Here is a 23,846-nt window from a genome sequence, read left to right as displayed (position 1 = left end):
CGCGTCCGCCTTGGGCTCCGCGGACAAATCACGTTATTTTTCGCAGGTGAGGCGGGGCTCCGGGTCGTAGACGGTGTTGAAACGCTGCTTGCGCACGACCTCCCCGTCCTTCTTGAAGATGCGCCACACGTCGATGGTGAAGCCCTCCACGCCCTCCATGGGGATGCACTCGTCCCCGGAGTCCTTGATGCTCTTGATGGGTTTGACGTTGTAGCGCTCGGAGCTCTGCGACTCGATCTCGTACCGCTTGGTGCTCCAGAAGTCGACGGTGACCGAGGTCGACGTATACGAGGTCTTGATCAGCACGCCGTGCGAGGAGTCGTTGCGCCAGCGGAAGTCCGGCTGCGGGAAGGAGACCGTGGACTCCCGCCCGGCCGGATAGCGGGAGATGTAGAACTGGTGCGCCCGATGCTGGACGTCCTCGAAGCCGCCGAAGAAGACCGCGTTGAACATGGTCGTGGCGAACTGCGAGACCCCGCCGCCGACGTCGTTGACGAACCGGTTGTTGAGGATCATCGGCGCCTCGACGAAGCCGCGCGCCTTGTCGCGCTTGCCGACCACGTCGTTGAGCGAGAACGTCTCGCCGGGCCGCACGACGTACCCGTCCACGATCTCGGCGATGCGGTGGATGTTCGTCACGCGCGGGGCGCAACACGGGAACTGGCTGGTGAACGAGCCGACCTTCTCCTTGACGCCCATCTTCTTGGCCGCGGCCGTGGTCACCCGGGGCTGACGCTCCGCGGCGGGCAGGTCGACGCGGCGGCCGTCCGCCACGGCGGCCTTGGCGAGCGCCGGGCCGAGCGCCTTGACCTCGACGCCGCGACCCGGGCGGGACGGGACGACCCTCGGCTTGCCGCCGACAATCTTGAACGAGGCGTCCTTCGGCGGGGTCGTCACCAGCGTCTTGGCCAGCTCCGCAGGGACCTCGGAGGAGGCGAACGACGGGCGCAGCCCGCCCTTGCCGTCGGAGACGAAGCGGAGACCGGCGGCCAGTTGCTCCCTGGTGACGGTGGCTTTCTTGCCGCCGCTGGCGAGCGTGACGGGCGAGGCGACCGCCGTGCGCGCGGTGGTCGAGACGGCCTCGCGGACGACCTCGGCGGTCAGCGCGGGCGGCTTCACCCGCACGTCCACTTCGGCGGAGGCGCCACCGGCCGCGAACGCCGTGCGCACGGACCGCGCCGCCGCCTCGAGGTCGAGGGCGCGGCCCGCCTTGGGCAGCTTGGCCTGCGGCTCCAGCCCCTTGTACCGGATGCCGCCCTCAGTCGGCTTCCTGTCCACGGACTTGGCCAGGGCGGTGAGCCCGGCGGTCAGCCGCTGCTCGTCCACGGTGATCGTCGGCGCGAGCCGGCGGCTGCCGAAGAGCGAGCGGGCGATGCCCGTGGGCGTGGTCGCGCCGGCCATCGCGGCCTCGATCGTGGCCCCGGCGTCGAAACCGAACCCGAGCTCGGCCGGGGTGAGCTTCTTGCGCTTGCCGGCCGCGATCAGCGTCATCGGCTGCCGTACCCGCTCGTTCAGCTCCTGTTCGAGACGGGCCCTGGCGGCCTCTGGCTGCAGGCCGCCGATGTCCACGCCGTCGACCTGGGTGCCGGGCGGGACCTTTCCGCCGAGCGCGATGGCGGGCACGGTGTAGGCGAGCACCGCGGCGAGGATGACGCCGGCCGGGATGAACATCCACCGCCGCGAACGGGGAACCCTCATGACGCCCCGGGATGGAAGATCGCGGCCGGGGAGCCGACGCGGGGCTCGGAGGGCCTTGGCTGTCCGCAGGCCGGCACGGCGAGGGGCGAAGCGCCGGCCGCGACGCGAAGGAGTGAATCGCGCATAATGGCAGACTTTACTAGGTGTCGTAGTATCCGCGCGAAATGTCGCGATTGTGGCTTGTGTTCATCGCGCTGAGCGCCGGCGATGCCCCTGCTCGGCCGCCCACAACGGGATCGTGGCCCCACGTCGGTGCCGGTGACGCGGCGGTTCCCGGCCCACCGAAGGGACGCGACTGGTTCCTACTATGAGTTGTAGTTCGGATTTCCGAATTTCAACGGTTCCGTATGACCAGGTAGAAGGATCTCTTCCCCGGATTGCCGAGTGGCCGAGTGCTCGGGCGGAGGGCGCCTCTACTATCCTGGGCAGGACATATGAGTGCGAGGGATGGGCGAGTGGTCGAACGGTGGTGCCGCTTTTTGCGGTGGGCGCTGCTCGTGCTGCTCGTGGTCGGCGTGTGCGGCATGCACACCCTGGGCCACCTCGCCTCTCACGGCGGCCCCGGTGAGCACGGCGGCACGGCGACGGTCTCGATGCCCTCGGCCCAGATGGGCCAGCATGTCGTGGGGAGCGCTCGGGGGGAGTTGCCCGATCTCGACCCGGGCGCCGTATGCCTGGCCGTGCTGACCTCCTTGCTGGTGCTGTTCCTGGTCGCGCTGCTCGCGCGGGCGTGGCGTGACGGGGAGTCGCCTGCCGGGGCCGGGCTGCATCCGGGGCGGGTCCCCCGACCGCCGCCCCGGCTCATCGCGCTTCGGCTGGCTCGCGTTTCGGTGCTGCGCATATAGGCCGATCGCTCTTGCGATCACGCCCATGCACGACATCCGAAACCAGGAGCTACACATGTTCACCCGAACCCTCAGCAAGCGACTCTCGGCCGCCGTGGCCGCAGGAACCGGCGCGCTCGTCCTGCTCACCGCCTGCGGTGGTGGCGGCGACTCGATGACCGGACACGAAAAGCCCACCTCCAGTGCCGCCACGGCGCCGGCGACCGCGCAGCCGGGGGCATCGTTCAACGACGCGGACGTGATGTTCGCGCAGATGATGATCCCGCACCACCAGCAGGCCGTCGAGATGGCCGACCTGGCCGCCACGCGGGCCGCCGACCCCGAGGTCAAGGAGCTCGCCACCAAGATCAAGGCCGCCCAGGACCCGGAGATCGAGACCCTGCGGGGCTGGCTCAAGGAGTGGGGCAAGCCCGCCGGTGACATGCAGGGGATGGATCACGGCATGCCCGGGATGATGTCCGCCGAGGACATGAAGAAGCTGGAGGACGCCAAGGGCGCCGCGTTCGACGAACAGTTCGCGCGGCTGATGATCGCCCACCACGAGGGCGCCATCCAGATGGCCAAGACCGAGCAGGCGCAGGGCACGAACCCTGAGGCCAAGGAACTGGCCAAGACCATCGAGACGGCGCAGCAGGGTGAGATCGATCAGATGCGGAAGATCATCGACCGCCTCTGATCCCGCATGCCGCCGGGCGCCCATCCCGGGCGCCCGGCGGCCCTGCTATGCGGCGTAGTTGATCTGTTCAGATCATCATGGAGAAGTTCGTCCAGAACCGCGCCACGATGAGCCCGGCGACGATGAGCACCCAGAGCATCACCACGACCGTGTGGTACCGGACCGCCACGCGCCCCAGCCTCTCGGGGAGCCTGATGCGGCCGGCCTCGACGTTGGCCAGACTGACGTACCAGAACACGACGACCGTGACGACCCAGACGACCATGCAGTAGGGGCACAGCGCGCCGATCCGGTACAGCGACTGGAAGATCAGCCAATGGACGAAGACGACGCCCAGCAGCGCGCCGATCTGCAGGCCGTGCCAGAACCAGGGACGCAACCGGGCCCCCGCCAGCAGCGCCATGCCGACGGTGAGCAGCACGGCGAAGGCGGCGATGCCGATCAGCGGGTTGGGGAAGCCGAAGAGGGAGGACTGCTCGCTCTTCATGACCGAGCCGCAACTGACGATCGGGTTGATACTGCAGGTGGGCACGTAGGAGTCGTCCGCGGCCAGTTCGAGCCGCTCGAGCGTGAGCACGAAGGCCGCAAGGAAACCGAGGCCGCCGCAGGCGAGGAGCACGTACGGCAGCGAACGGCCGGCGATGGAACCCGCCGTCATGACCGCAGAGCCGCGTCGATCTTCGCCTTGAGGTTTTCGTAGCTGGGCTCGACGTCCAGTGGCGCGCCGTTGAAGAAGATCGTCGGCGTGCCCTGAACGCCCAGCGCCAGGCCGTCGCCCTGGTCCTTCTTGACCCGCTCGGCCGTCTCTGCGGCGTCGAGGTCGCGCTTGAAGGCGGTCATGTCCAGGCCGGCCTCTTCGGCCAGGTCGAGGAAGTACTTCTCCTTGGACTCGCTCGCCTCGCCCCATTGCTTTTGTGTCTGGAACAGCCGCAGGTACATCGCCTCGAACTTGTCCTGCCGCGCCGCGGCCTCGGCGACGCGCGCGGCGAGGTCGGCGTTGCGGTGGCCGGGCATGGGGAAGTAGCGGACGACCAGGTTGATCCGCCCGGCGTACTCGGCCTTGACGCGCTCCATGTGCGGGAAGACCGCGCCGCAGGCCTCGCACTCGAAGTCGAGGAACTCCACCAGCGTGACCTTGTCGTCGGAGGCGGTCGAGAGCCGGTGGCTGTCCTCCCGTACCAGGAACTCCGACGGCACGGTGGGCGGGCCGGAGGCGGTCGCCGGCGCGGCGGCGGGCGTGTTCTGGCCGGTCATCGCGACCGCCGCCACGATCAGGGCGACGATCACGGCGATGACCGCGCCGATGCCGAGGCTTATCTTGAGGTTCGTCGTCATCTTCCGCTCTTCGGGACGGTGGCAGGCGAACAAGTGTTTCTACCTTGTGTAGAAGCTTACTGGTCGTGAGCTCGCCTGTTCAGGCGGGTCAGGTACTCGTTGTAGGCATCCAGCTCCCCATCGCCTCGGCGGTCGATCCGCCGGGACTGGCGGTGGTCGCTGAGCGCCCACTGGACGGCGATGGTGATCACCACGATCATGGTCGGGATCTCGCCGAACGCCCAGGCCATGCCCCCGGCGACGTTCTGGTCCTGGAGCACGTCGGCGCCCCATGGGCGGGCGAGCTGCTCGTACCAGGACGAGGCGATCGACTTGCCCATCATCATCATCGAGATGCCGAAGAACGCGTGGAACGGCATGGTCATCATGAGGGTGCCGAGCTTGGCGATGTGGGGCAGGCGGCGCGGCGCCGGGTCCACCCCGATGACCACCCAGAAGAACAGCACGCCGGACAGCAGGAAGTGCGTGTTCATGAGGATGTGGCCGACCGGCTGGCGCATGGCGTTCTCGAACAGCGAGGTGTAGTACAGCGCGTAGGAGCCGCTGATGAAGATGACCATCGCGACGGCCGGATGCGAGACGATCTCGGCGAAGCGGCTGTGCAGCACCGCCGTGATCCACTCCCGAGGGCCGCGGTCACCGCGCCGCGCGGCCGGCTTGAGCGCCCTGAGCGCGAGCGTCACCGGCGCGCCCAGCACCAGGAAGATCGGGGCCAGCATGGCCAGGCCCATGTGCTGGATCATGTGCATGCTGAACAGCACCGGCGCGTACGTCGCGATCCCGCTCTGCGTGAGGACCACGATGAGGACGATCCCGGCGGCCCACGCGATCGAGCGGCCCAGCGGCCAGGAATCGCCCCGGCGGCGCAGCCGGACGACACCGGCCGCGTATCCGGCGGCCCCGGCGAGCGCCAGCAGGGCGAAGAAGAGGTCGAGTCGCCACAGGGACGTCAGCCGGGACGCGGTGAGCTCGGGCGGCATCGCGTACCCCAGCAGGTCGCGTACGGGATCGACGGGAAGCACGACCACCGGCGGCGAGGTCCGCGACAGCGCCACCGCCAGCCCGATCACCGCCGCCATGACGACCACCTCGCCGGCCGCCAGTCGTACGAACGCGCGCGGCCTGCCGTCCCGCAGGGCGGCGAGCGTGCGGCGGCGGTGCAGCCAGCCGATTCCGGCCAGCACGCCGAGGGCGGCGGTCTTGGCCAGGACGAGCCATCCGTACGAGGAGGTCACGAGCTGCCCGATCTCGGTCAGCCGGGCCGCGGCACTGGCCAGCCCGCTGACCGCTACGCCGGCCAGGCACCACGGCGCCAGCCGGGAGAAGCGCCCCGCCACGAGCGGCAGATCGGGGTGGCCGCGCAGCGCGTGCACGGTGACGGAGAGCAGGCCGCCGACCCACAGCGCCAGCACCACCAGGTGAAGCCCCAGCCCGGTGATCGCCATCGAGTGATTCGGCGAGCTGGCCGAGTGGCCGCTCAGCACCGGCGGCAGCAGCGCGAGCAGGGCCAGCCCGAGCAGGCCCGCGGCGCTGTACGCGCTCACCACCTCCCTGCCGAACCCGGCGACGCAGGCGGCCAGGATCAGGACCAGCAGCAGCGTGGTGCCCTGCGGCACGCTGGTGAGGAAGCTGAGCACCGCCGTGCCGGACAGGCCCGCCGCCGGCACCGCCAGGAGGTCCGACAGCGTGAACACCATGGTCAGAGCGGTCGTCACGGCCCACGCCAGCGCCGCCCACGACGCCATGCGCGCGTATCGGCTCGCCTCGGCGGACAACAGCCCCTTGGCGGAGGGGAGCAGGAAGGCGGCCATGAGGAGCAGGCCCACCGTCGCCACCGCGGACAGGTCCGCGCCGAGCTTGGCGGCCGGCAGCCCCCAGCGGGTGAGCGCCCCGGCGTCGGGGAGCCCGGCGATCACGGCCGTGACGGCCGCGCCGCCCGCCAGCATGGCGATCGTCAGGGCGGCCGCGGCGGCGCCCGCCGCCGCGAGGAACAGGCGGCCGGTACGCGCGGTCATATTGTGCTCTTTCCTCCACTGCCGTTACTTGCTGGGCTCTTTGCCGGTGGGCTGTCGCCGCTGACCTGGTCGGGACCGGGGCCGCCCATCGGAGTACCTCCCACCGTGAACTTCTACGTCGCGTCGAATATAGAGGCCACAAGAGGTGGCTACCGCATGGAGATGTGCACGTGGTCCTGATGGTTGGCGGTGATTCCGCCGCGGTTGGACATGGCCTTCCAGCCCGACCCCTGCCAGATCCGCTGGTTGAAGATCACGTACTTGATGCCCAGGCGGTTCGCGTTCTTGATGGCCCAGGCGGCCAGTGCGTCGCCCGTCGTGGCCTGGGCGGGGGAGGGCAGCCTGCCGCCTGTTGTGATCATGAAGTCGCAGGCGCGGCCCTGCGGGTGCTCGCCGCCGTCCTGCAGGGAGCGGTAGCAGCCGATGCTGGGCAGTTTGAAGCGCTGTTTGACCTGGTCGCGCACCAGGCGGGTGCGCGGGGTGATGTTGTCGGGGCCCGACGGCAGCTCGGGCGTCCAGGACCCGTCGGATCTGCGTACGCCCGGAGCGACCATCAAACGGTCGATCTTTTCGGTGATCTGGTCGATGAGCTTGTCGGCCTTCTGGCGTTCCGCGCGCAGCCGGTCACTCCGGTCGCGTAGCTCGCGTGTCTTCGCGGTGGCCGCCTCCTGGGCCCGCTGACGCTCTTGGCGCGCGGCGGCGTACCGGCCGATGATCGCCTGCTGGGTCTGGGCAAGCTGCTGCAGGATCGCGGCTCCGTGCAGGGCGGAGCCCGGCTCCTGGAGGTCCTGCGGCACGGTCTGGTTCATCGGCGGGCTCTGGTAGCTGAGCGCCACCAGCCTGACCAGCTCCTCACGGACGGCGTCGTGGGCGCTTTCCGCGCTCTTCAGCCGGGCCGTGGCCGTCCGCTCCGCGCGCTGGGCCGCGGCCAGGGCGACCCGGTTGGCGTTGTATCCGGCCGCCGCGCCGTCGAAGTCCTTGCGCAGCCGGTTCAACTCCTCGCGCAACTGCTTCGCGGTGGGTTTGGGCTCGGCGGTCGCCGGTGTCGCGGTGAGCGCGGCCGTCATGAGAGCCGCCGTGACGCACACGAACCTCATCCATCCAGCCGTCACGCGTGTCCCTTCTCCCAACTTCTTCTACGTGTCGTAGAAGTATGGGGGAGTCTACGGGGCGGGACGGCGCTCGGGGGCGGTTCCCGCGACGATCGCTCTGGCGTACCGTCCGCGCATTAACTGTTGCGTCAGCTGCTCAGAGGGTGATGCACACCAGCGGCGCGATCAGCACCGCCACCGGCCCGCCGAGCAGCAGGCCCGCCGTCGAGTAGGCGGCGGCGGGCACCCAGCGGGGCGCGCGGCGTTCGGTGAGCAGCCGTTGCAGGCGTTCGACGACTCCGGTGTCGGCCAGGCAGAGCGCGCCGGAGGCCGGCTCCGGGGCCGCCATCCGAACCAGGGCGCGGGCCAGCGGCAGCGCGCCGTGCGCCCGGCGGGCGTGATCGTCGGCGATCATCTCCACCAGCACCACGACCGCCTGCCGCGCCGTCCTGACGCAGGCCGGCCAGGGGAAGGCGTGCGCCAGCGCCACGAAGGGGAGCAGAGCCAGATCGTGGTGGCCGCGGGCGTGCGCGCGCTCGTGCCCGAGCACGGCCTGCAACTCCTGGGGAGCCAGCAGGTCCAGGGTGCCGCGGCTGAGCACGATCCGCCGCCGCCGTCCGGGGACGCAGTAGGCGACGTGCTCGGCCACGGGCAGCACGTACGCGTCGTGCGCGGGCGAATGATCGGCGACCACGTCGACCAGCAGCCGCTGGCGCCGTCGTTCCCCGATGGTCTTGGCGGTGGTGCGCGCGGTGTGGATGAGCAGCCAGCTCATCAGCCCCGCCGACCAGGCCAGGGCCAGCAGGTGCGCCGGCCCGAGCCCGTGGAGGCCGTGCCCGCCGATGATCTGGCGCACCAGCGTGTGCACCCCGTGGGGGAACACCGCCGCCAGCGGCGCCACGGCCCCCACCAACCCGAGACCGACCGCGCCGAGCCCGGCGGCCAGCCCGATCGCCTGCCACAGAGCCAGCGCCGCGCGCGGGCAGCGGTGCGTCCACGCCGCCCCGGCCAGCCTGCGGGCGGCCCGGTCGCCCAGGGCCACCGGCAGCAGCGCCACCCCGGCCGCGACCAGCCAGGCGATCACGGCGCGGACCCGTGCCGCTCGCCCAGCGCCTCGCGCAGGGCGGCGGCCACCTCCGGCGTCACCGTTCCGACGAAACGCTGCACGGCCGCCGCGACGTCACCCGCCTCGTCGAGGGCGGCGCGCATGGCCTCGGCGACGAACGCGTCCTTGCCGGCGGTGGCCTTGTAGAGGTGGGCCCGTCCGACGCGCTCACGCGAGACCATGCCCTTGTTCGACAGTCGCATCAACACGGTCAGTACCGTCGTGGTCGCGGGCTGGGACGGCAGCTCAGCCGCCAGGACGTGGGCGAACATGCCCTCAGGATGCTGCCACAGAGCATCCATGACCGAGCGCTCCAGGTTGCCGAGCTGCACCATCGCCCTCCTCCGCTTTGGAAGAAGGCTACCGCCGCCCTCATGCGGCGACGGCCCGGGCCGCGGGAGCCAGTCGGCCGCGCCGGTCCAGCCGTCCGACGGCCGCCGCCGAGGCCAGCCCCGCGGCGGCCAGCAGCACCCACGGCAGCCCCGCGAGCCCGGATGAGCGGGCCACGTCGACCAGGGCGCCCGACAGCAGGTTCCCGGCCAGGATGCCGACACCGGACAGCAGGTTGTACAGCCCGTAATAGGTGCCGATCAGCCGATCTCCCGCCATGTCGGCGATGGTGGCCATCTCGAACGGGAAGGCGACCAGCGTGCCCAGCGTGAGCAGCAACGTGCACACCACCACCGGCACGATCGCCCACACCGGCGGGAGCGCCAGGGCGGCCGTCGCGGCCGGAGGCACGAACGCGACCCCCATCAGCGCCAGGCCGCGGCTGATCGCCTGACCTCGGCTCCACCGCAGCGCGCACCAGTCGGTCAGGCGCACCTGTCCGGCGATGCCGAGCACCGCGGAGATCGCGTAAAGGGCCATCACCCCCGTCTCGCCGCCGCCCAGGCGCTGCACCTCAAGCGGCAGCGTCAGATACATCTGGTACGACAGCGCGTACGAGGCGATCATCGCAGCGGCGAAGGAGACGAAGGCCCGATCCCCGAACGCCTGCCGCCAGTCACGCAGCACCGGCTGCTCCTTGCCCGCGGACCCGCGCCTGGCGGGCAGCCACAGACCCTGGAGCACGGTCAGCACCGCGAAGATCGCCGCGGCCGCCAGGCAGACGGCGGTGAAACCCGACTTCAGCAGCGCGATGCCGACCAGCGGGCCGAGCAGGATGCCGCCCTGGTAGAAGACGTTGAACACGGCGAACGCCTCGACCTTGCGCTCTCCCGCCTCACAGGCCAGGTAAGCGCGGGCGGCCGGATTGAACAGCGCGCCCGCCAGGCCCGTCACCACGGCCGCCACGATCAGCAGCGGCAGCGCCGTGGTCAGCCCGAACAACGCGAACCCGACCGTGCGCAGGGCGCACCCGAGCATGATCATCGGCTTGTAGCCGACCCGGTCCGCCAGCGTGCCGCCGATCAGGAACATGCCCTGCTGGCTCATGTTGCGCAGCCCCAGGACGAGCCCGATCGCCCAGACCGCCAGCCCCGCCCCGGCCGACAGATGCTGGGCGAGGTAGGGCATGAGCATGTAGAAGCCCAGGTTGATGCCCGCCTGGTTGATCTGCAGGAGCTGGATCGGCCGCTCGAACGAGCGGAACTCCCGAAGCACGCCCCTCATCGGCCCGCCAGCGGGTCGCGCACGTCGGCGCAGCGCGTCCAGCGGTGCACCTCGCGCTCGGACGGGGCGAACAGCCGGTCGGGCTCCTCGGCCGGGACCGTGCCCAGCAGGTCGTGAGCCTGGCAGTAGTCGTCGTCGAAGATGGTGTTCCAGTAGCGCCACGGCCCGTCGGGGAACACGGCGACGATGGTCTCGCCGGGACAGGTGCGGGCCAGCCAGCGGGCCACCAGGGTGACGGCGCCGGTGCTCCAGCCGCCGGAGACGTAGTGGCGGGCGGCCAGCGTGCGGCAGGCCCAGACCGCCTCGGCGGGACTGACCCAGTGCACCTCGCTGAAGGCGTCGTAGGAGACGTTGCGCGGGTGGATGCTGGAGCCGAGGCCGCGCATCAGCCGCGTGCGGGCGGGCTGGCCGAAGATGGTCGAGCCGATGGTGTCGACGCCGACCAGTCGCAGGCCGGGGAAGTGGCGGCGCAGCACGTTGTGGATGCCCGCGCTGTGCCCGCCGGTGCCGACCGAGCACACCAGCGTGTCGATGTGCGGCAGCCGGCCGAGCAGTTCGTGCGCCAGGCCGGCGTAGGCGTCCACGTTGTCGGGGTTGTTGTACTGGTCGGGACAGTAGGAGCCGGGGACGTCGGCGAGCAGGCGTCGCACCCGCTCCCTGCGGGCCTCCTGCCAGCCGCCGACCGGGTGCGGCTCGGTGACGATCTCCAGGCGGACGCCGTACGAGGTGAGCAGCCGGCACATGAGCGGCTCCATCCCCGGATCGCTCACCAGCACCACCGGGTGGCCGTAGGCGATGCCGGCCAGGGCCAGGCCGAGCCCCAGGGTGCCGCTGGTCGACTCGACGATCGTGGCGCCGGGCCGCAGCTCGCCCCGCGCCCGCGCCTGACGCACCATGTGCAGGGCGGGACGGTCCTTGATCCCGCCCGGGTTGAACCCTTCGAGCTTGGCCCAGAATCCTCCTCCGCCTGGTACGAACGGCTCGGAAATATAGGCCAGCGGTGTATTTCCGACAGCCAGGGAAAGCGACGAGTAACCGGTGATCGGCGCCTCTTGCGGGCGCGCGACAGTAACCTGAGATGACATTGGTGAAATCCCCGAATGAATTGCGTCAGATGGACTTATGGCGACTTGTGGCGTCGCCGGTCCTATAGGCGCATCACGCAGAGATTTTCCCGGCAGGAGGGGGCGAACGGGGACAGGTGCGCCTGGCTCGCCGGAGCCTCGGCGGTGCTCTCGGACGCCGAGAGCGAGCACGCCGCCGCCATGGTCACGCACATCGGAACGTGGACCGGGCTGATCGCCGAGCAGTCCTGCTCGGTGCCGTGCTGATGACGAACGGGCAGCCCGTGATGCAGACAGCCCACGCCGTGCGCGGCGTCATCCTCCGAGCTCACGCCATGTGCGGCGCCGCTCTCCGAGCCGGCGCTGTGCGCGGCGCGGCCCCCCAGGCCGGCGCCGTGGGCCGTCGGTTCGGACAGTTCCACGGCCGCGCACGCGCCGCCGTGGGTGAACACCGCGCAGACGAGCAGCACGAGCACGAGCACCGCATGCGTCATCGGCCGACGGGCCGGACGGCTGAAACGGGTCGTTCGTGTCGTGAGCATCACTGCTGATAATGCCCGCGAGGGCACCGGACGCGCCCGGTGAAGTCAAAGATTCCGGTAAAGCTCCCGTCGTTCATCGGCCTGATTGGCGGCGATCGTCGATTTTCCATGCCATTCGCCGACACGGCCAAATGAACGCCATGCCGCGCGCGATTTCCGCGACACTGGGCATCCGCGTATCCCGCTGGAACTCAGGTGGTGTCGTCCATGACCCTGTCGAGACGCAGGATTGTCACCGGCCTCGGCGCCCTGGCCGCCGCCCCCATGGTCGCCGGCCCTGGGGCGGCCGGCCCCGTGGTCGCGGGCGCCGTGCCGGCCGCGCCTGCCGGCGTCAGCGCCGCAGGGCTGGCCCGCGACGAGGACTTCTGGGCCGCCGTCGCCCGGCAGTTCAGGGTGAGCCCCGACTTCGTCAACCTGGAGAACGGCTACTACGGGATCATGCCGGAGCCCGTGCGCCGGGCGTACCACCACAACGTCGACCGGCTCAACGAGCAGAGCTCCCACCTGCTGCGCACCGCGTACAAGGCCGAGGCCGACAAGGTCCGCGACCGCATCGCCGGCCTGCTCGGCGTCACCAGGGAAGAGATCGCGCTCACCCGCGGCGGCACCGAGGCCCTGCAGAACCTCATCACCGGCTACCGCCGGCTGCGCCCGGGCGACGGCGTCATGTACGCCGACCTCGACTACCACAGCGGCCAGTACGCCATGAACTGGCTCCGCTCCCGGCGCGGCGTCCACGTCGTGCGCATCGTCATGCCCGAGCCGGCCACCCGCCGCGCGGTGCTCGACACCTACGAGCGCGCCCTGCGCGATCACCCGAAGGTCAGGCTGCTCCTGCTCAGCCACATGAACAATCGCACAGGACTGGTCGTGCCCGTCCGCGAGATCGTCGCCATGGCCCGGCAGCGGGGCGTGGACGTGATCGTGGACGCCGCGCACTCGTGGGGGCAACTCGACTTCACCCTCGCCGACCTCGACGCGGACTTCGCCGTCTTCTCCCTGCACAAATGGATGGGCGTGCCGCTGGGCGCCGGGTTCCTCGTGATACGCGAGCATCGCCTGGCCGACATCGACCCCCTGTACGCCGACGAGACCTACCCCGCGACCGACATCCGCTCCCGCGTGCACTCCGGCACGATGAACGTGGCCCCCTTCCTCACCGTGGACGCCGCCCTCGATTTCCACGAGTCGCTCACCGCCCGCGCCAAGCAGGCCCGCCTGTGCTACCTGCGCGATCGCTGGGTCGGGCGGTTCCGTGACGCGGGGAGCATGGACGTGCTCACTCCGGACGAGCCGGGCATGTACGGCGCTATCACCGCGTTCCGCCTGCGCGGGCGGACCACGGAGGCCGACAACACCGCCATCGCCGACCGCCTCATGCGCGACCACCGCATCTTCACCGTCGCCAGGACGGGCATGTCCGGCGGCGACGCCGTCCGCGTCACACCCGCCCTGTTCACCTCGGCCTCCGACATCGACAGGCTCGTGGACACCCTGCGCGACATCGCCTGAAGACGCCGACCAGGTGGGACGCCGGTGGGCTACGACCTCGGCCGACATGCCGCTCGCCCGGCCCCGGAACGGTTCCGGGGCCGGGCGAGCGCGTTTCTTCAGCCGCTGTGAACGGCGGAGGGCTCTCCTGCGGTTCTGTCTTCAGGCGCTGTGGACCGCGGAGGGCTCGGCCTCCGTCCTGTGGGAGCGCAGCGTCGTCGCGGCCAGCACCGCGCCGGCGACGGCGATGGCGGCTGCGCCGACGAACGCGGCGGAGAACCCGTCGGTGAGGGCGGGCAGGTCACCGAGCCGGCCGGCGCCGTTGGCGGCGGCGACGGCGGTCATCGCGGCCAGCCCCAGCGCGCTGCCGACCTGGTAGCTGGTGTTGACGATGCCGGAGGCGAGGCCGCCTTCCTGCGGCCGGGCCGAGGAGATGGCGGTGCCGAGGGAGGGGATGAAGGCCAGCGACATGCCCAGGGCGGCGACGAGGCTGGCAGGCAGGACGTCCACGACGAAGCTGCCCTCGGGGCTGATCAGCGACAGCCAGCCCATCCCGGCGGCGAGCAGGGCCAGGCCGGCGACGATCATCGCCTTGGGCCCGAACCGGGCCATGGCCCTGGGGGCGAGGACGATCATGCCGACCATGACGAGCACGGTCATCGGCACCAGGGCGGCACCGCTGGGGAAGGCGCTGTAGCCGAGGACCTGCTGCAGGTAGAGGTTGAGGAAGAACCACATCGGGATCCAGGCCCCGCCGAGCAGGAGCTGCGCCAGGTTGGCGGCGGCCAGGTTCGGGGTGCGGAGGATCGACAGCCGCATGAGCGGCTCGCGCCGGCGGGCCTGGACCGCGACGAACGCGCCGAGCAGGGCCACGGCACCTGCCAGGGCGAGCCACGTCTGCGCCGAACCCCAGCCTGCCTCGGGCGCCCGGACGATCGCGTACACGGCCGCGCCGAGCCCGGCGGTGACGGTCAGCGCGCCTGTCACGTCCACGGAGCCGCGCTGGGACTGGGCGTCGGGCATGAGGGACTTGTTGGCCAGCAGGGCGACGACGGCGATGGGGATGTTGATGTAGAAGACCCATGGCCAGCTCAGGTACTCGGTGATGACGCCGCCGAGGAACACCCCCGCGGTGCCGCCCGCCGGGGCGGCGGCCCCGTACAGGGCCATGGCCTTGGTGAGCTCCTTGGGGTCGTGGCCGAAGAGCATCATGAGCAGGGTGAGCGCGGACGGGGCGATCAACGCGGCGCCCGCGCCCTGAATGACGCGCCCTGCCAGCTCCACCCACACCTCGGGGGCGACGCCGGCGACCAGGGAGCCGGCGAGCAGGATGAACCAGCCCGCGCCGAACAGCCGGCGGGCGCCGAACAGGTCGGACAACCGGCCGCCGAGCAGTAGCAGCCCGCCGAAGGCCACGACGTAGGCGTTGAAGACCCAGGACAGGTTCTCCTGGGAGAAGCCGAGGTCCGCCTGGATACGGGGCAGGGCCACGCCGATGATCGACGTGTCCATGATCACGATGAACTGGGCGGTGGCGATCAGGGCCAGAGCGGCCCAACGCCGGGGGGATGGTGCTGACATGGCGAAACCTTACCTAGGTAGGGTATGTAAATACCCGCAGGGGGTATAGTGGAAAAGATATATACCCCCCCAGGGTTTATGTCAAAGGGTTCAGTGGGGCACCACTCCGGCGGCCAGGACGCGGCGGTAGGCGGTGACGCGGTCCTCGACGCTGTCCAGGCAGCAGCTCGAGCACTTCACGGCCTCGTCCGAGGTGTAGTACAAGCAGCACGTGTTACGCAGGTAGAACAGCCCCTCGCGATCGCCCTCCCGCAACCTGATCACCTGGCCGAGCTTCTCCAGCCCGCCCGTGGCCGCCGCCAGGAACTCCCCGTAGGCGCTTTCGAGCAGATCGGCGTCGCCGCCGCGCCGGCTGGCGATGCAGAACGCCGCCGCGCACCCATGCGCCACCCCGCCGTAGAGCTGGCGCAGCCCGGCCCTGGTACGGGTGCGCATGGCGCGCGCCAGGGGGAGGAGATGCCCGTCGAGCACCCATGTGACGAGCGTCTCGACGGGCGCCTCCACCGCGTGCGGCTCGCGCAGCGCCACCGCCTCGAACCCGTGATGCTCGGAGAGCCGGATGGCGACGTTGCCCGCCCGCATGTCCACGACCACCCGGTCGAGCGCCCAGGCCAGCAGCGCGGACGCGGTCACCGTGCCCGCGTACACGGCCATGACGGTCAACGCCGTGGCGTGCTCCGACTTCTGGCCGCTGGCCACGCGCTCGGCCTCCAGCACCCGCGACAACTCCTCCGAGGAGGGGTCGAGCAGCCGGTCGCAGGCGATCCAGTCCGCCCGCGGCGCCAGGCCGCGCTCCAACCGGAAACGTTCCCCGAACGACTCCAGCCGGGAGAACACATCCATCACAACGAGCCCCTATCAGGTAGAGATGCCGACGCCTCAAGGAGGCGGGTGGTGTAGGCGTGCGCGGGAGCCCTGGCCACGTCGTCCGTACGGCCGTGCTCGACGACCTGCCCGGCCTGGAGGACGAGGATGCGGTCACACGACTGCACGGCCTCGCCCAGGTCGTGGGTGACGAGCAGGACGGCCAGGCCGCGGCCGGTGGCCAGGGCCCTGAGCGTGGTGGCGATGCCCGCCCGCGTCGAGACGTCCAGCATGGACGTGGCCTCATCCGCGATGAGCAGCGCCGGGCCGCCGGCCAGCGCGCGGGCGATCGAGACCCGCTGCCGCTGACCGCCGGAGAGCTGACCGGGGAAGCGGCCGAGGAACTCGGGATCGTCCGGCAGCCCGGCGGCGGTCAGCGATTCACGGGCCCGGTCCTGTCGCTCGCCGCGGGGCACCCCCGCGACCGCCATCGGCTCGGCCACCAGGGCCGCGACCCGCATGCCCGGGTGGAGCGAGTCGTAGGGGTCCTGGTGGACGAAGCCGATCCGGCGCCGCAGGAGCCGCAGGGCGCGGCCCGCCGTCAGCCGCCTGCCTTCGAGGGTGACCTGGCCCGCGGTCGGCCTGATGAGGCCGAGCAGGATCCGGGCGAGGGTGCTCTTGCCTGATCCGCTCTCGCCCACGAGCCCGACGATCTCGCCCGCGCGGATCTCGAGATCGACGTCCCGCAGCGCCTCCACCACCCGCGAACGGCTCCGGTAGGTGTGCCGGATCCCGGCGGCGGAGACGACGACGTCCCCGGACAGGCCGTCGGCGCGGGGCACGTTCGGGTAGGACGGGCGGTCCCGCTCGGTGTGACGGTGGCAGGCGATCTGCGCCTGCCCGAACGCGACCAGCGCGGGCCGCTCCTCATGGCAGCGGTCGGCGGCGAGCGGGCAGCGCGCCGCGAACGCGCAACCGGACGTGGCGTGGCCGAGGGCGGGGGCGGAGCCGGGGATGCTGCCCCACGCGACGTCGCGGTCGGCGACCGGGGTCGCGGTGAGCAGCCCCGCCGTGTACGGGTGGGCGGTTGCGGGGGACAGCGCGCGGGCGGGGCGCACCTCGGCGAGACGACCGGCGTACATGACGGCGATCCTGTCGGCGTAGGGCCGCAGTCCGGCCAGGTCGTGCGAGACGATCAGCATGCTGGTGCCGAGGCCGGCCAGGAGGGCGAGGACCTGCCGCTGCGTGATGGCGTCCAGGCCGGTGGTGGGCTCGTCCGCGACGAGCAGTTCCGGCTCGCCCGCCAGGGCGAGCGCGATGGCCACCCGCTGGCGCTGGCCGCCGGACAGCTCGTGCGGATAGGACCTGAGCATGGCCCGCGCGAGCCCGACCCGGTCGAGCAGGCCGGTGGGGTCCGCGGTGCCACCGTGCAGGAGGAGCATCTCCTTGAGCTGGGCGCCGATCCGGTGCACGGGGCTGAGCCCGCTCATCGCGCCCTGCGGCACGGTGGCGACGCGCGCGCCGCGCACCCCTGCCCAGTCGGTGCGCCCGACGAGTTCGTCCCCGCCCAGCAGCGCGGACCCGCTCGCCCGCGCCGTGGCGGGCAGCAGGCCGAGCAGCGTACGGGCCAGCGTGGTCTTGCCACAGCCGCTCTCGCCGACCAGCGCCAGGATCTCGCCGTCGGCGATGTCAAGGCTGACCTGTGAGAGCGCCGCCGGAGCGTTGTAGCGGACGGTCAGATCACGGACGTTCAGCGTCATCGGGCCGCCTCCCGCAGGGCCGGATTGAGCCGTTCCTCCACCGCGACGCCGATGAGGGCGAGGCAGAGCACGGTGAACATGATCGCGGCGCCCGGCGGCAGCGCCCACCACAACCAGGCGTCGGACAGGAAGACGCCGTTGGTCTGCACCCAGTAGAGCGTGGTGCCCCAGCTCGGCGAGGTCGGATCGCCGAGCCCGAGGAACGACAGGGTGGCGTCGTAGACGATGGCGACCTTGGCGGTACGCACGAAGACCGGAATGAGCAGCGGCCCGATGAGGTACGTGCCGTGCCGCGCCAGCAGCCACCAGGCGGGGGCGCCCATGGCCCGCGACACCTCCAGATGGCCGCGCGACCAGGCCGTGAGCACCCCGGCCCGCAGCACCCGGGCGGGGACCGGCCACAGGATCAGCGCCAGGATGGCCGCCCTGACGCCGAACGACTGGCCGAGGAAGGCCGCGGCCAGGATGTAGAGGATGAGCTCGGGCAGGATCAGCAGCACGTCCGCCCCGCGCATCAGCGTGACCGACAACCAGCGCGGCCCGATCCCGGCGGCGCCGCCGATCACCGCGGCGAGCAGCGTCGTGGCGACGGCCACGATGAAGGCCAGGCTCAGCGACGTGCCGGCGCCCACGATGAGCTGGTCGAGCAGGTCCCGGCCGAGATCGTCCGAGCCGAGCGGCAGCCCCGCCCTGGGAGCGGCGTACGGCTCCGCGACCCGCTCCCGCCCGGCCTCCTCCGGCAGCGCGAGCCCGTACAGCGCGACGGCCGCGACGGCGAGCAGGCCGCCGCAGCCGATCAGGCCCTGCCTGCCGAGCAGTTTTCTGCGTGGGGCTTTGAGCAGCATCACCAGTGCCCTCCCGTCCTGGCGCGCGGATCCAGCAGCGGGTACGTCGCGTCGGCCAGCGCGTTCATGACCACCACCAGCACGGTCAGCACCAGGAACGCGCCCTGCATGAGCGGGTAGTCGCGGGCGGTGATCGCGTCGAACGTGAGCCGCCCGAGCCCCGGATAGGCGAAGACGGTCTCGACCACGATCGCCCCGGCCGCCAGGAAACCGATCTCCAGCATGAGGATCGTGTGCACGGGCAGCAGCGCAGGGCGCAAAGCGTGCCGGCGCACGAGCCGGCCGTGCGGAACCCCGCGGGCGTGCGCGTGCTGCACCGGCTCGCTGGTCAGCACGGTGAGCAGGGACGAGCGCGTGTAGAGGAACAGATAGCCCATGCCGGTCACGGTCAGCGTCGTCACCGGCAGGACCAAGTGCTGGAGCACGCCGCCGACGCTCATCCCGTCGGGCCCGGCGACGCCGTAGGTGGGCAGCAGTTGGAGCTTCACCCCGAACAGCACGATCAGCAGCATGCCCAGCCAGAACTGCGGGATCGAGTCGGCGACGACGGCCGCGCCGAGCAGCCCCGACCCCTTGCCCCGGCGGCGCCGCAGGGCGCCCGCGACACCCAGCGTCACCCCCAGCGCCGCGGTGACCACAGTGCTGGTGCCCACCAGGAGCAGCGTCCACGGCAGCGCCTCCGCCAGCGCCTGCGCGACCGGGCGGCCGTCCGTCAGCGAGGTGCCGAGGTCCAGGGTGAACACGCCGGTCAGGTAGTCGAGGAACTGTTCGTGCAGCGGCCGGCCGAAGCCGTACTCCGTGGCGATCTGCGCCCGCTCGTCGGCGGTCAGCCTGGCCAGCGCCTCCGGGCTGCCGAACAGCTTGAGCGGGCCGCCGGGCAGCGCGCGGGGCAGCGCGAAGTTGAGCGTGAGCGCGACCATCAGCACCGTGAGATATTCAGCCAGCCTGCCGGCGATGTAGCGGGGATAGCCGCGGCGGACGGCTGGTACGGCCGTCATCCGAGCTTGTAGTCGACGAGGGAGAACCTGTTCAGCGCCCCGGCGCCGTTCTGCCAGGTCCAGCCGCTGTAGACGTCCTTGCGGAAGGCGTAGGCGCCGTTGCGGTAGTACAGGGTGAGGAACGGCATCTGCTCCACGATCTGCGCCTGGAGTTTCCTGGCGGCCTCCGTCCTGGCCTCCATGGTCGGGGCGGCGGTCATGGTGGCGATGATGTCGTCGACGGCCGGGTTCTTGAAGCCGACGACGTTCAGGCTGCCGTCGTCCGGGTCGGAGGCCAGGAGCTGGGCGATCCTGCCGCTGCTGAGCATGACGGGGCCGGACCAGCCCCACATGGACATGTCGTAGTTGCGTCCCTTGCGGACGTCGTAGTCGGGCCACACCTTGGCGTCGAGCGAGTCGGAGTCGAGCGCGGTGACCTTCACCGCGACGCCCGCGTTCTTGAGCATGTCGCGGATCAACTCGGCGCTGCGCAGCCGGTCGGTGGAGGAGCTCTGGACCAGCAGTTCGTACGACATGGGCACGCCGTCCAGCACCCGGATCCCGTCGGGGCCCGGCTTGGCGCCCAGGGCGTCGAGTTCCCGCCTGGCCGCCTCGGCGTCGAAGACCGGCGCAAGCCGATCACCCTTGATCGGCGACTGCGCGTGGATGAATCCCGGGTCGCCCGGCGTGCCCTGGCCGAGCAGCGCGGTCTTGACCAGGTCACCGGTGTCGACGGCCTTGGCCAGCGCCCGCCGCACCTCGGGGCGGTCGAACGGCGGCCTGGTCGTGTTGAACACCAGCAGCGTGGAGGCGAACTCGGTGCCCTTGACCACGCCGACGTCCGGCTGCCGCTCCAGCGTCGCGAGCTGCTGCGGCGGCACGACGCGGGCCGACATGTGCACCTCTCCGGTCCGCAGGGCGGCGAACTGCGTGGACTCCTCCGGGATCACCGCCACCTTGACCGTGTCCACCTTGGGTTTGCCCAGGGCGTAGGCGGGGTTGGCGGTGAGGGTGTAGCCGCGGGCGTTGTCGTACGTCGTCAGCTTGTACGGCCCGCTGCCCACGGCCTTGTCGGCCCCGGCCGTGCTGACCTTCTCCACCGACTCCCACAGATGCCGGGGCAGGATCGCCATGTCGGCCAGGATCCGGCGGGGGAATTCGGGGTCGGGCGCCTTGAGCGTCATGGTGACGGTGTCGCCGCTCGCGCTCACCTTCTCGACCGGGCGGACGTCGATCGCGGAGTCGCCCTCCATGTTCTCGCGGTAGAACTCGACGCTGAACACCACGTCGTCGGCGGTGAGCGGCTTGCCGTCGTGCCAGGTGAGGCCCGGTCTGACCGGCATCGTGAAGGTCTTGTTGTCAGACGTCCTGATCTCCTTGGCCAGGAGCGGTGCGACGTCGTCTCCGCGTGCGACAACCAGGGTGTCGAAGATCAGTTTGACCAGGTTGTCGCCTGGATAGCCGGTCTGGTTGGTGAACGGCGTGAGCGTGCCCTCGTCCGAGGAGATGGCGATGGTGACGCTCTTGGCGCCGGGCGCCGCCGAGGGTTTTGTGCTGGGGCTGGATCCGCATGCCGTGAGGAGGGCCAGGGAGAGGAGAGCGGCCGGGATTCTGTGGTACAAGAAAACCTCCGGGGGGTATGAGAGGTTCAGGGTCACCCCATCGAGGAGGACGTGCGTTTGCCCGTGACTCTATAGGTCCGCCCCGTAGATGCAAGGGTTCATCATGTAAACAACGTGATTCCGCTCCCCGGTCTGACCTGGAGTAATTGCCTGGCGTGAGCTTGGTCCGCCGGGCTTCTTGGCGCTGTGCCGGCCCGCTCTACTATCCGGTCTAATAGGCGATTGGAATACGGTAGGGGGGTATGGTACGTTGAGGGTGTCGGAAGGGGGAGAGATGGTCGGATACAGCGGCAGCAAGCAGGATCAGCTGCGCCGGTTGCGCCGGGTCGAGGGTCAGGTGCGGGGCCTGCAGCGCATGGTCGAGGACGACAAGTACTGCATCGACATCCTGACGCAGGTGTCGGCGGCGACGAGTGCGCTGCAGTCGGTGGCGATCTCGCTGCTTGAGGATCATCTGGCCCACTGCGTGGCGGAGGCCGCCGCGAAGGGCGGCCCTGAGGCGCAGATGAAGGTGAAAGAGGCGTCCGACGCGATCGCGCGGCTCGTGCGGTCCTGACATCGGCAGAAAGGGTTTGATCGATATGGCTACCGCGACCTACACCGTGGCCGGGATGACCTGCGGGCACTGCGTGAGTTCGGTGAAGGAGGAGGTCGGCGAGGTCGCCGGGGTCACCTCGGTGGAGGTGGATCTGGCCAGTGGCCTGCTGACCGTGGACAGTGACGGCCCCCTCGACGCGGCGAAGATCGCCGCCGCGGTCGAGGAGGCCGGCTACGAGGTGGTGAATCCGTCATGAACACGGCGACCAGGCTGGGCGCTTACGTGGCGGGGCTGGCCGTGGTGTTCGGCGGCGCGCTGGGGGTGGGGAACGCGGTGGGCGAGGTCGCCCCCGCTCCGGCCCCGACGCACGGTGCGACCCATGCGACGCCTACCGCTGGGGAGCATGGCGGCGGCCATCAAGAGACCGCTGCGGCGGCGAAGGACGATACCCCTGGGGGGCTTCAGGTGTCAGAGAAGGGCTACACCCTCAATCCGTTGACGACGCTCAAGGCGGGCGAGCCCGCCGATTTCCGGTTCACGGTCACCGGCCCGGACGGCCGGCCGGTGACCGACTTCCAGGTGCAGCATGACAAGAAGCTGCACTTCATCGTGGTGTCGCGGGATCTGGGCAGTTTCCAGCACGTGCACCCGGTCGAGGCCGGGGGCGGCGTGTGGTCGGTGAAACTGACCTTGCAGGACCCGGGCGCGTACCGGGCGTTCGCGGACTTCGCGCCCGCCGGCGGAAGCGGCCTGACGCTGGGCACGGACCTGCTGGTGGCGGGCGAGTACAAGCCGAAGCCGCTGCCCGGGACCGGCCGCGAGAGCACCGTGGACGGCTATAAGGTGGCGTTGAAGGGCGATCTGGTACCGGGACAGTCCAGCAAACTCACGCTGTCGGTGAGCAAGGACGGCAAGCCGGTCACCGATCTGCAGCCGTATCTGGGCGCCTACGGCCATCTGGTCGCGCTGCGGGGCGGCGATCTGGCCTACCTGCACGTGCATCCGGACGGCGAGCCGGGAGACGGCAAGACGGCGGCGGGCCCGGAGATCACCTTCTACGCGGAAGTGCCCAGCGGCGGCGACTACCGGTTGTTCCTGGACTTCCAGCACGAGGGCAAGGTCCGCACCGCGGACTTCACCGCCAAAGCCGGTCCCGGACAGCCCAAGCCGACGGCCGAGCCCAGCGCCGGTCACAACGACTCGCACTGATCCGCAGCACGACGAAGGAAAGGAGTGGTGATGTCTTCTCTGACGGAAGGCCGGGCTGTTGAACTCTCGATCGGCGGTATGACGTGCGCGTCGTGCGCGAACCGGATCGAGCGCAAGCTGAACAAACTCGACGGTGTGTCCGCCACGGTCAACTACGCGACGGAGAAGGCGAAGGTCACCTTCCCCGACGGGGTGGACCCCCAGCAGTTGATCAGCGAGGTGGAGAAGGCCGGCTACACCGCCGAACTGCCCGCCCCGCCCGCCCAGAACGAGGCCGGCTCCGGGGCTGAGCCGGAGGATGAGTTGCGCCCGCTGCGGCAGCGGCTGATCACCTCACTCGTGTTGAGCGTGCCGGTGGTGGCGATGGCGATGATCCCGCCGTTGCAGTTCACCAACTGGCAGTGGTTGTCGCTGGTGCTGACCGCCCCCGTGGTCGTCTACGCCGGGTGGCCGTTCCACAAGGCCGCCTGGACGAACCTGCGGCACGGCGCCGCCACCATGGACACGCTGATCTCGGGCGGCACGCTGGCAGCCTTCGGCTGGTCGTTGTGGGCGCTGTTCTTCGGCACCGCGGGCACGCCGGGCATGACCCACCCGTTCGCGTTCACCATCGAGCGCACTGACGGCTCGGGCAACATCTACCTCGAGACCGCTGCGGCGGTGACGGCGTTCATCCTGGCGGGCCGCTACTTCGAGGCCCGCTCCAAGCGGCGCGCGGGCGCGGCGTTGCGGGCGTTGCTGGAACTCGGGGCCAAGGACGTGGAGCTGGCCGACGGCCGCCGCATCCCCACCGACCAGCTTAAGGTCGGCGACACCTTCGTGGTCCGGCCCGGTGAGAAGATCGCCACCGACGGGGTGATAGCCGAGGGCAGTTCGGCGGTGGACGCCTCGATGCTGACCGGCGAGTCCGTGCCGGTGGAGGTCAAGCCGGGCGACGCGGTCACCGGGGCGACGGTGAACGCGGGCGGCCGGTTGATCGTGAAGGCGACCCGGGTGGGTGCCGACACTCAGCTCGCCCAGATGGCCAAGCTGGT

23 protein-coding genes are annotated in these 23,846 nt (G+C 70.7%); 7 read left to right on the top strand and 16 right to left on the bottom strand.

Going from position 1 to position 23,846, the window contains the following annotated elements; translation table 11 throughout:
• Nucleotides 1–33: 33 nt before the first annotated feature.
• Entirely contained in the window at nucleotides 34–1,698 is a 1,665-nt protein-coding gene (locus ACFOY2_RS52215) for a VanW family protein (RefSeq protein WP_379535656.1), read from the bottom strand.
• A gap of 455 nt (nucleotides 1,699–2,153) precedes the next feature.
• On the opposite strand from ACFOY2_RS52215, the gene ACFOY2_RS52210 reads away from it, so the two are divergent.
• Both ACFOY2_RS52210 and ACFOY2_RS52205 read left to right on the top strand, forming a co-directional pair.
• The gene (locus ACFOY2_RS52210) at nucleotides 2,154–2,543 is read left to right on the top strand and encodes a DUF6153 family protein (RefSeq protein WP_379535655.1); all 390 of its coding nucleotides are present in this window, start codon (nucleotides 2,154–2,156) and stop codon (nucleotides 2,541–2,543) included.
• Nucleotides 2,544–2,598: 55 nt separating this feature from the next.
• The gene (locus tag ACFOY2_RS52205) at nucleotides 2,599–3,219 is read left to right on the top strand and encodes a DUF305 domain-containing protein (RefSeq protein ID WP_379535654.1); all 621 of its coding nucleotides are present in this window, start codon (nucleotides 2,599–2,601) and stop codon (nucleotides 3,217–3,219) included.
• A 67-nt stretch (nucleotides 3,220–3,286) separates the two neighbouring features.
• Here ACFOY2_RS52205 and ACFOY2_RS52200 read toward each other — a convergent pair whose 3' ends face one another.
• The 9 genes from ACFOY2_RS52200 to ACFOY2_RS52160 all read right to left on the bottom strand — a co-directional run bounded on the left by ACFOY2_RS52200 (nucleotide 3,287) and on the right by ACFOY2_RS52160 (nucleotide 11,985).
• Nucleotides 3,287–3,877 (bottom strand): vitamin K epoxide reductase family protein, encoded by a 591-nt coding sequence (locus ACFOY2_RS52200; RefSeq protein ID WP_379535653.1) that lies wholly within the window; start codon nucleotides 3,875–3,877, stop codon nucleotides 3,287–3,289.
• Nucleotides 3,874–4,554 (bottom strand): DsbA family protein, encoded by a 681-nt coding sequence (locus tag ACFOY2_RS52195; protein WP_379535652.1) that lies wholly within the window; start codon nucleotides 4,552–4,554, stop codon nucleotides 3,874–3,876. The genes ACFOY2_RS52200 and ACFOY2_RS52195 overlap by 4 nt, the downstream gene beginning before the upstream one ends.
• A 56-nt stretch (nucleotides 4,555–4,610) precedes the next feature.
• Entirely contained in the window at nucleotides 4,611–6,569 is a 1,959-nt protein-coding gene (locus ACFOY2_RS52190; protein ID WP_379535651.1) for a cytochrome c oxidase assembly protein, read from the bottom strand.
• 149 nt (nucleotides 6,570–6,718) lie between these two features.
• The gene (locus tag ACFOY2_RS52185) at nucleotides 6,719–7,681 is read right to left on the bottom strand and encodes a coiled-coil domain-containing protein (protein WP_379535650.1); all 963 of its coding nucleotides are present in this window, start codon (nucleotides 7,679–7,681) and stop codon (nucleotides 6,719–6,721) included.
• A 136-nt stretch (nucleotides 7,682–7,817) separates the two neighbouring features.
• Nucleotides 7,818–8,744 (bottom strand): M56 family metallopeptidase, encoded by a 927-nt coding sequence (locus ACFOY2_RS52180; RefSeq protein WP_379535649.1) that lies wholly within the window; start codon nucleotides 8,742–8,744, stop codon nucleotides 7,818–7,820.
• Nucleotides 8,741–9,100, bottom strand: coding sequence for a BlaI/MecI/CopY family transcriptional regulator (locus tag ACFOY2_RS52175; RefSeq protein ID WP_379535648.1), 360 nt, complete (start codon nucleotides 9,098–9,100; stop codon nucleotides 8,741–8,743). Before ACFOY2_RS52175 ends, ACFOY2_RS52180 begins: the two co-directional genes overlap by 4 nt.
• A gap of 37 nt (nucleotides 9,101–9,137) precedes the next feature.
• Entirely contained in the window at nucleotides 9,138–10,379 is a 1,242-nt protein-coding gene (locus ACFOY2_RS52170) for an MFS transporter (protein WP_379535647.1), read from the bottom strand.
• A complete protein-coding gene (locus tag ACFOY2_RS52165; protein WP_379535646.1) occupies nucleotides 10,376–11,464 on the bottom strand; it encodes a PLP-dependent cysteine synthase family protein in 1,089 nt (362 codons plus the stop codon). Before ACFOY2_RS52165 ends, ACFOY2_RS52170 begins: the two co-directional genes overlap by 4 nt.
• A gap of 62 nt (nucleotides 11,465–11,526) precedes the next feature.
• Nucleotides 11,527–11,985, bottom strand: a complete 459-nt coding sequence (locus ACFOY2_RS52160; RefSeq protein ID WP_379535645.1) for a hypothetical protein — start codon at nucleotides 11,983–11,985, stop codon at nucleotides 11,527–11,529.
• 207 nt (nucleotides 11,986–12,192) lie between these two features.
• Here ACFOY2_RS52160 and ACFOY2_RS52155 point away from each other — a divergent pair, with 207 nt between their 5' ends.
• Entirely contained in the window at nucleotides 12,193–13,497 is a 1,305-nt protein-coding gene (locus tag ACFOY2_RS52155) for an aminotransferase class V-fold PLP-dependent enzyme (protein ID WP_379535644.1), read from the top strand.
• A gap of 141 nt (nucleotides 13,498–13,638) precedes the next feature.
• Here ACFOY2_RS52155 and ACFOY2_RS52150 read toward each other — a convergent pair whose 3' ends face one another.
• The 6 genes from ACFOY2_RS52150 to ACFOY2_RS52125 form a co-directional block, all read right to left on the bottom strand.
• Nucleotides 13,639–15,057, bottom strand: a complete 1,419-nt coding sequence (locus ACFOY2_RS52150) for an MFS transporter (protein ID WP_379535643.1) — start codon at nucleotides 15,055–15,057, stop codon at nucleotides 13,639–13,641.
• Nucleotides 15,058–15,147: 90 nt separating this feature from the next.
• A complete protein-coding gene (locus tag ACFOY2_RS52145; protein ID WP_379535642.1) occupies nucleotides 15,148–15,900 on the bottom strand; it encodes a (2Fe-2S)-binding protein in 753 nt (250 codons plus the stop codon).
• On the bottom strand, nucleotides 15,900–17,621 hold the full coding sequence (locus ACFOY2_RS52140; RefSeq protein WP_379535641.1) for an ABC transporter ATP-binding protein: 1,722 nt from the start codon (nucleotides 17,619–17,621) through the stop codon (nucleotides 15,900–15,902). The genes ACFOY2_RS52145 and ACFOY2_RS52140 overlap by 1 nt, the downstream gene beginning before the upstream one ends.
• Nucleotides 17,618–18,466 carry an ABC transporter permease gene (locus tag ACFOY2_RS52135; protein WP_379535694.1) on the bottom strand — a complete coding sequence of 283 codons (849 nt, stop codon included), beginning with the start codon at nucleotides 18,464–18,466 and terminating at the stop codon, nucleotides 17,618–17,620. The genes ACFOY2_RS52140 and ACFOY2_RS52135 overlap by 4 nt, the downstream gene beginning before the upstream one ends.
• A complete protein-coding gene (locus ACFOY2_RS52130; protein ID WP_379535640.1) occupies nucleotides 18,466–19,464 on the bottom strand; it encodes an ABC transporter permease in 999 nt (332 codons plus the stop codon). Before ACFOY2_RS52130 ends, ACFOY2_RS52135 begins: the two co-directional genes overlap by 1 nt.
• Complete coding sequence (locus tag ACFOY2_RS52125) at nucleotides 19,461–21,065, bottom strand: ABC transporter substrate-binding protein (protein ID WP_379535639.1); 1,605 nt, start codon at nucleotides 21,063–21,065, stop codon at nucleotides 19,461–19,463. The genes ACFOY2_RS52130 and ACFOY2_RS52125 overlap by 4 nt, the downstream gene beginning before the upstream one ends.
• Before the next feature lie 274 nt (nucleotides 21,066–21,339).
• On the opposite strand from ACFOY2_RS52125, the gene ACFOY2_RS52120 reads away from it, so the two are divergent.
• From ACFOY2_RS52120 to ACFOY2_RS52105, 4 genes are all read left to right on the top strand, one after another.
• Entirely contained in the window at nucleotides 21,340–21,621 is a 282-nt protein-coding gene (locus ACFOY2_RS52120) for a metal-sensitive transcriptional regulator (protein WP_379535638.1), read from the top strand.
• A gap of 25 nt (nucleotides 21,622–21,646) precedes the next feature.
• Entirely contained in the window at nucleotides 21,647–21,859 is a 213-nt protein-coding gene (locus ACFOY2_RS52115; RefSeq protein ID WP_379535637.1) for a heavy-metal-associated domain-containing protein, read from the top strand.
• Entirely contained in the window at nucleotides 21,856–22,812 is a 957-nt protein-coding gene (locus ACFOY2_RS52110) for a hypothetical protein (protein WP_379535636.1), read from the top strand. Before ACFOY2_RS52115 ends, ACFOY2_RS52110 begins: the two co-directional genes overlap by 4 nt.
• Before the next feature lie 30 nt (nucleotides 22,813–22,842).
• A partial coding sequence (locus ACFOY2_RS52105) for a heavy metal translocating P-type ATPase (RefSeq protein ID WP_379535635.1) occupies nucleotides 22,843–23,846 on the top strand: 1,004 nt, incomplete at its 3' end.

Source organism: Nonomuraea purpurea (assembly GCF_042650645.1).
Lineage (GTDB): Bacteria > Actinomycetota > Actinomycetes > Streptosporangiales > Streptosporangiaceae > Nonomuraea > Nonomuraea purpurea.
The sequence above is the reverse complement of the archived record's forward strand: the minus strand, read 5'-3'. Positions and strand labels throughout refer to the sequence as shown.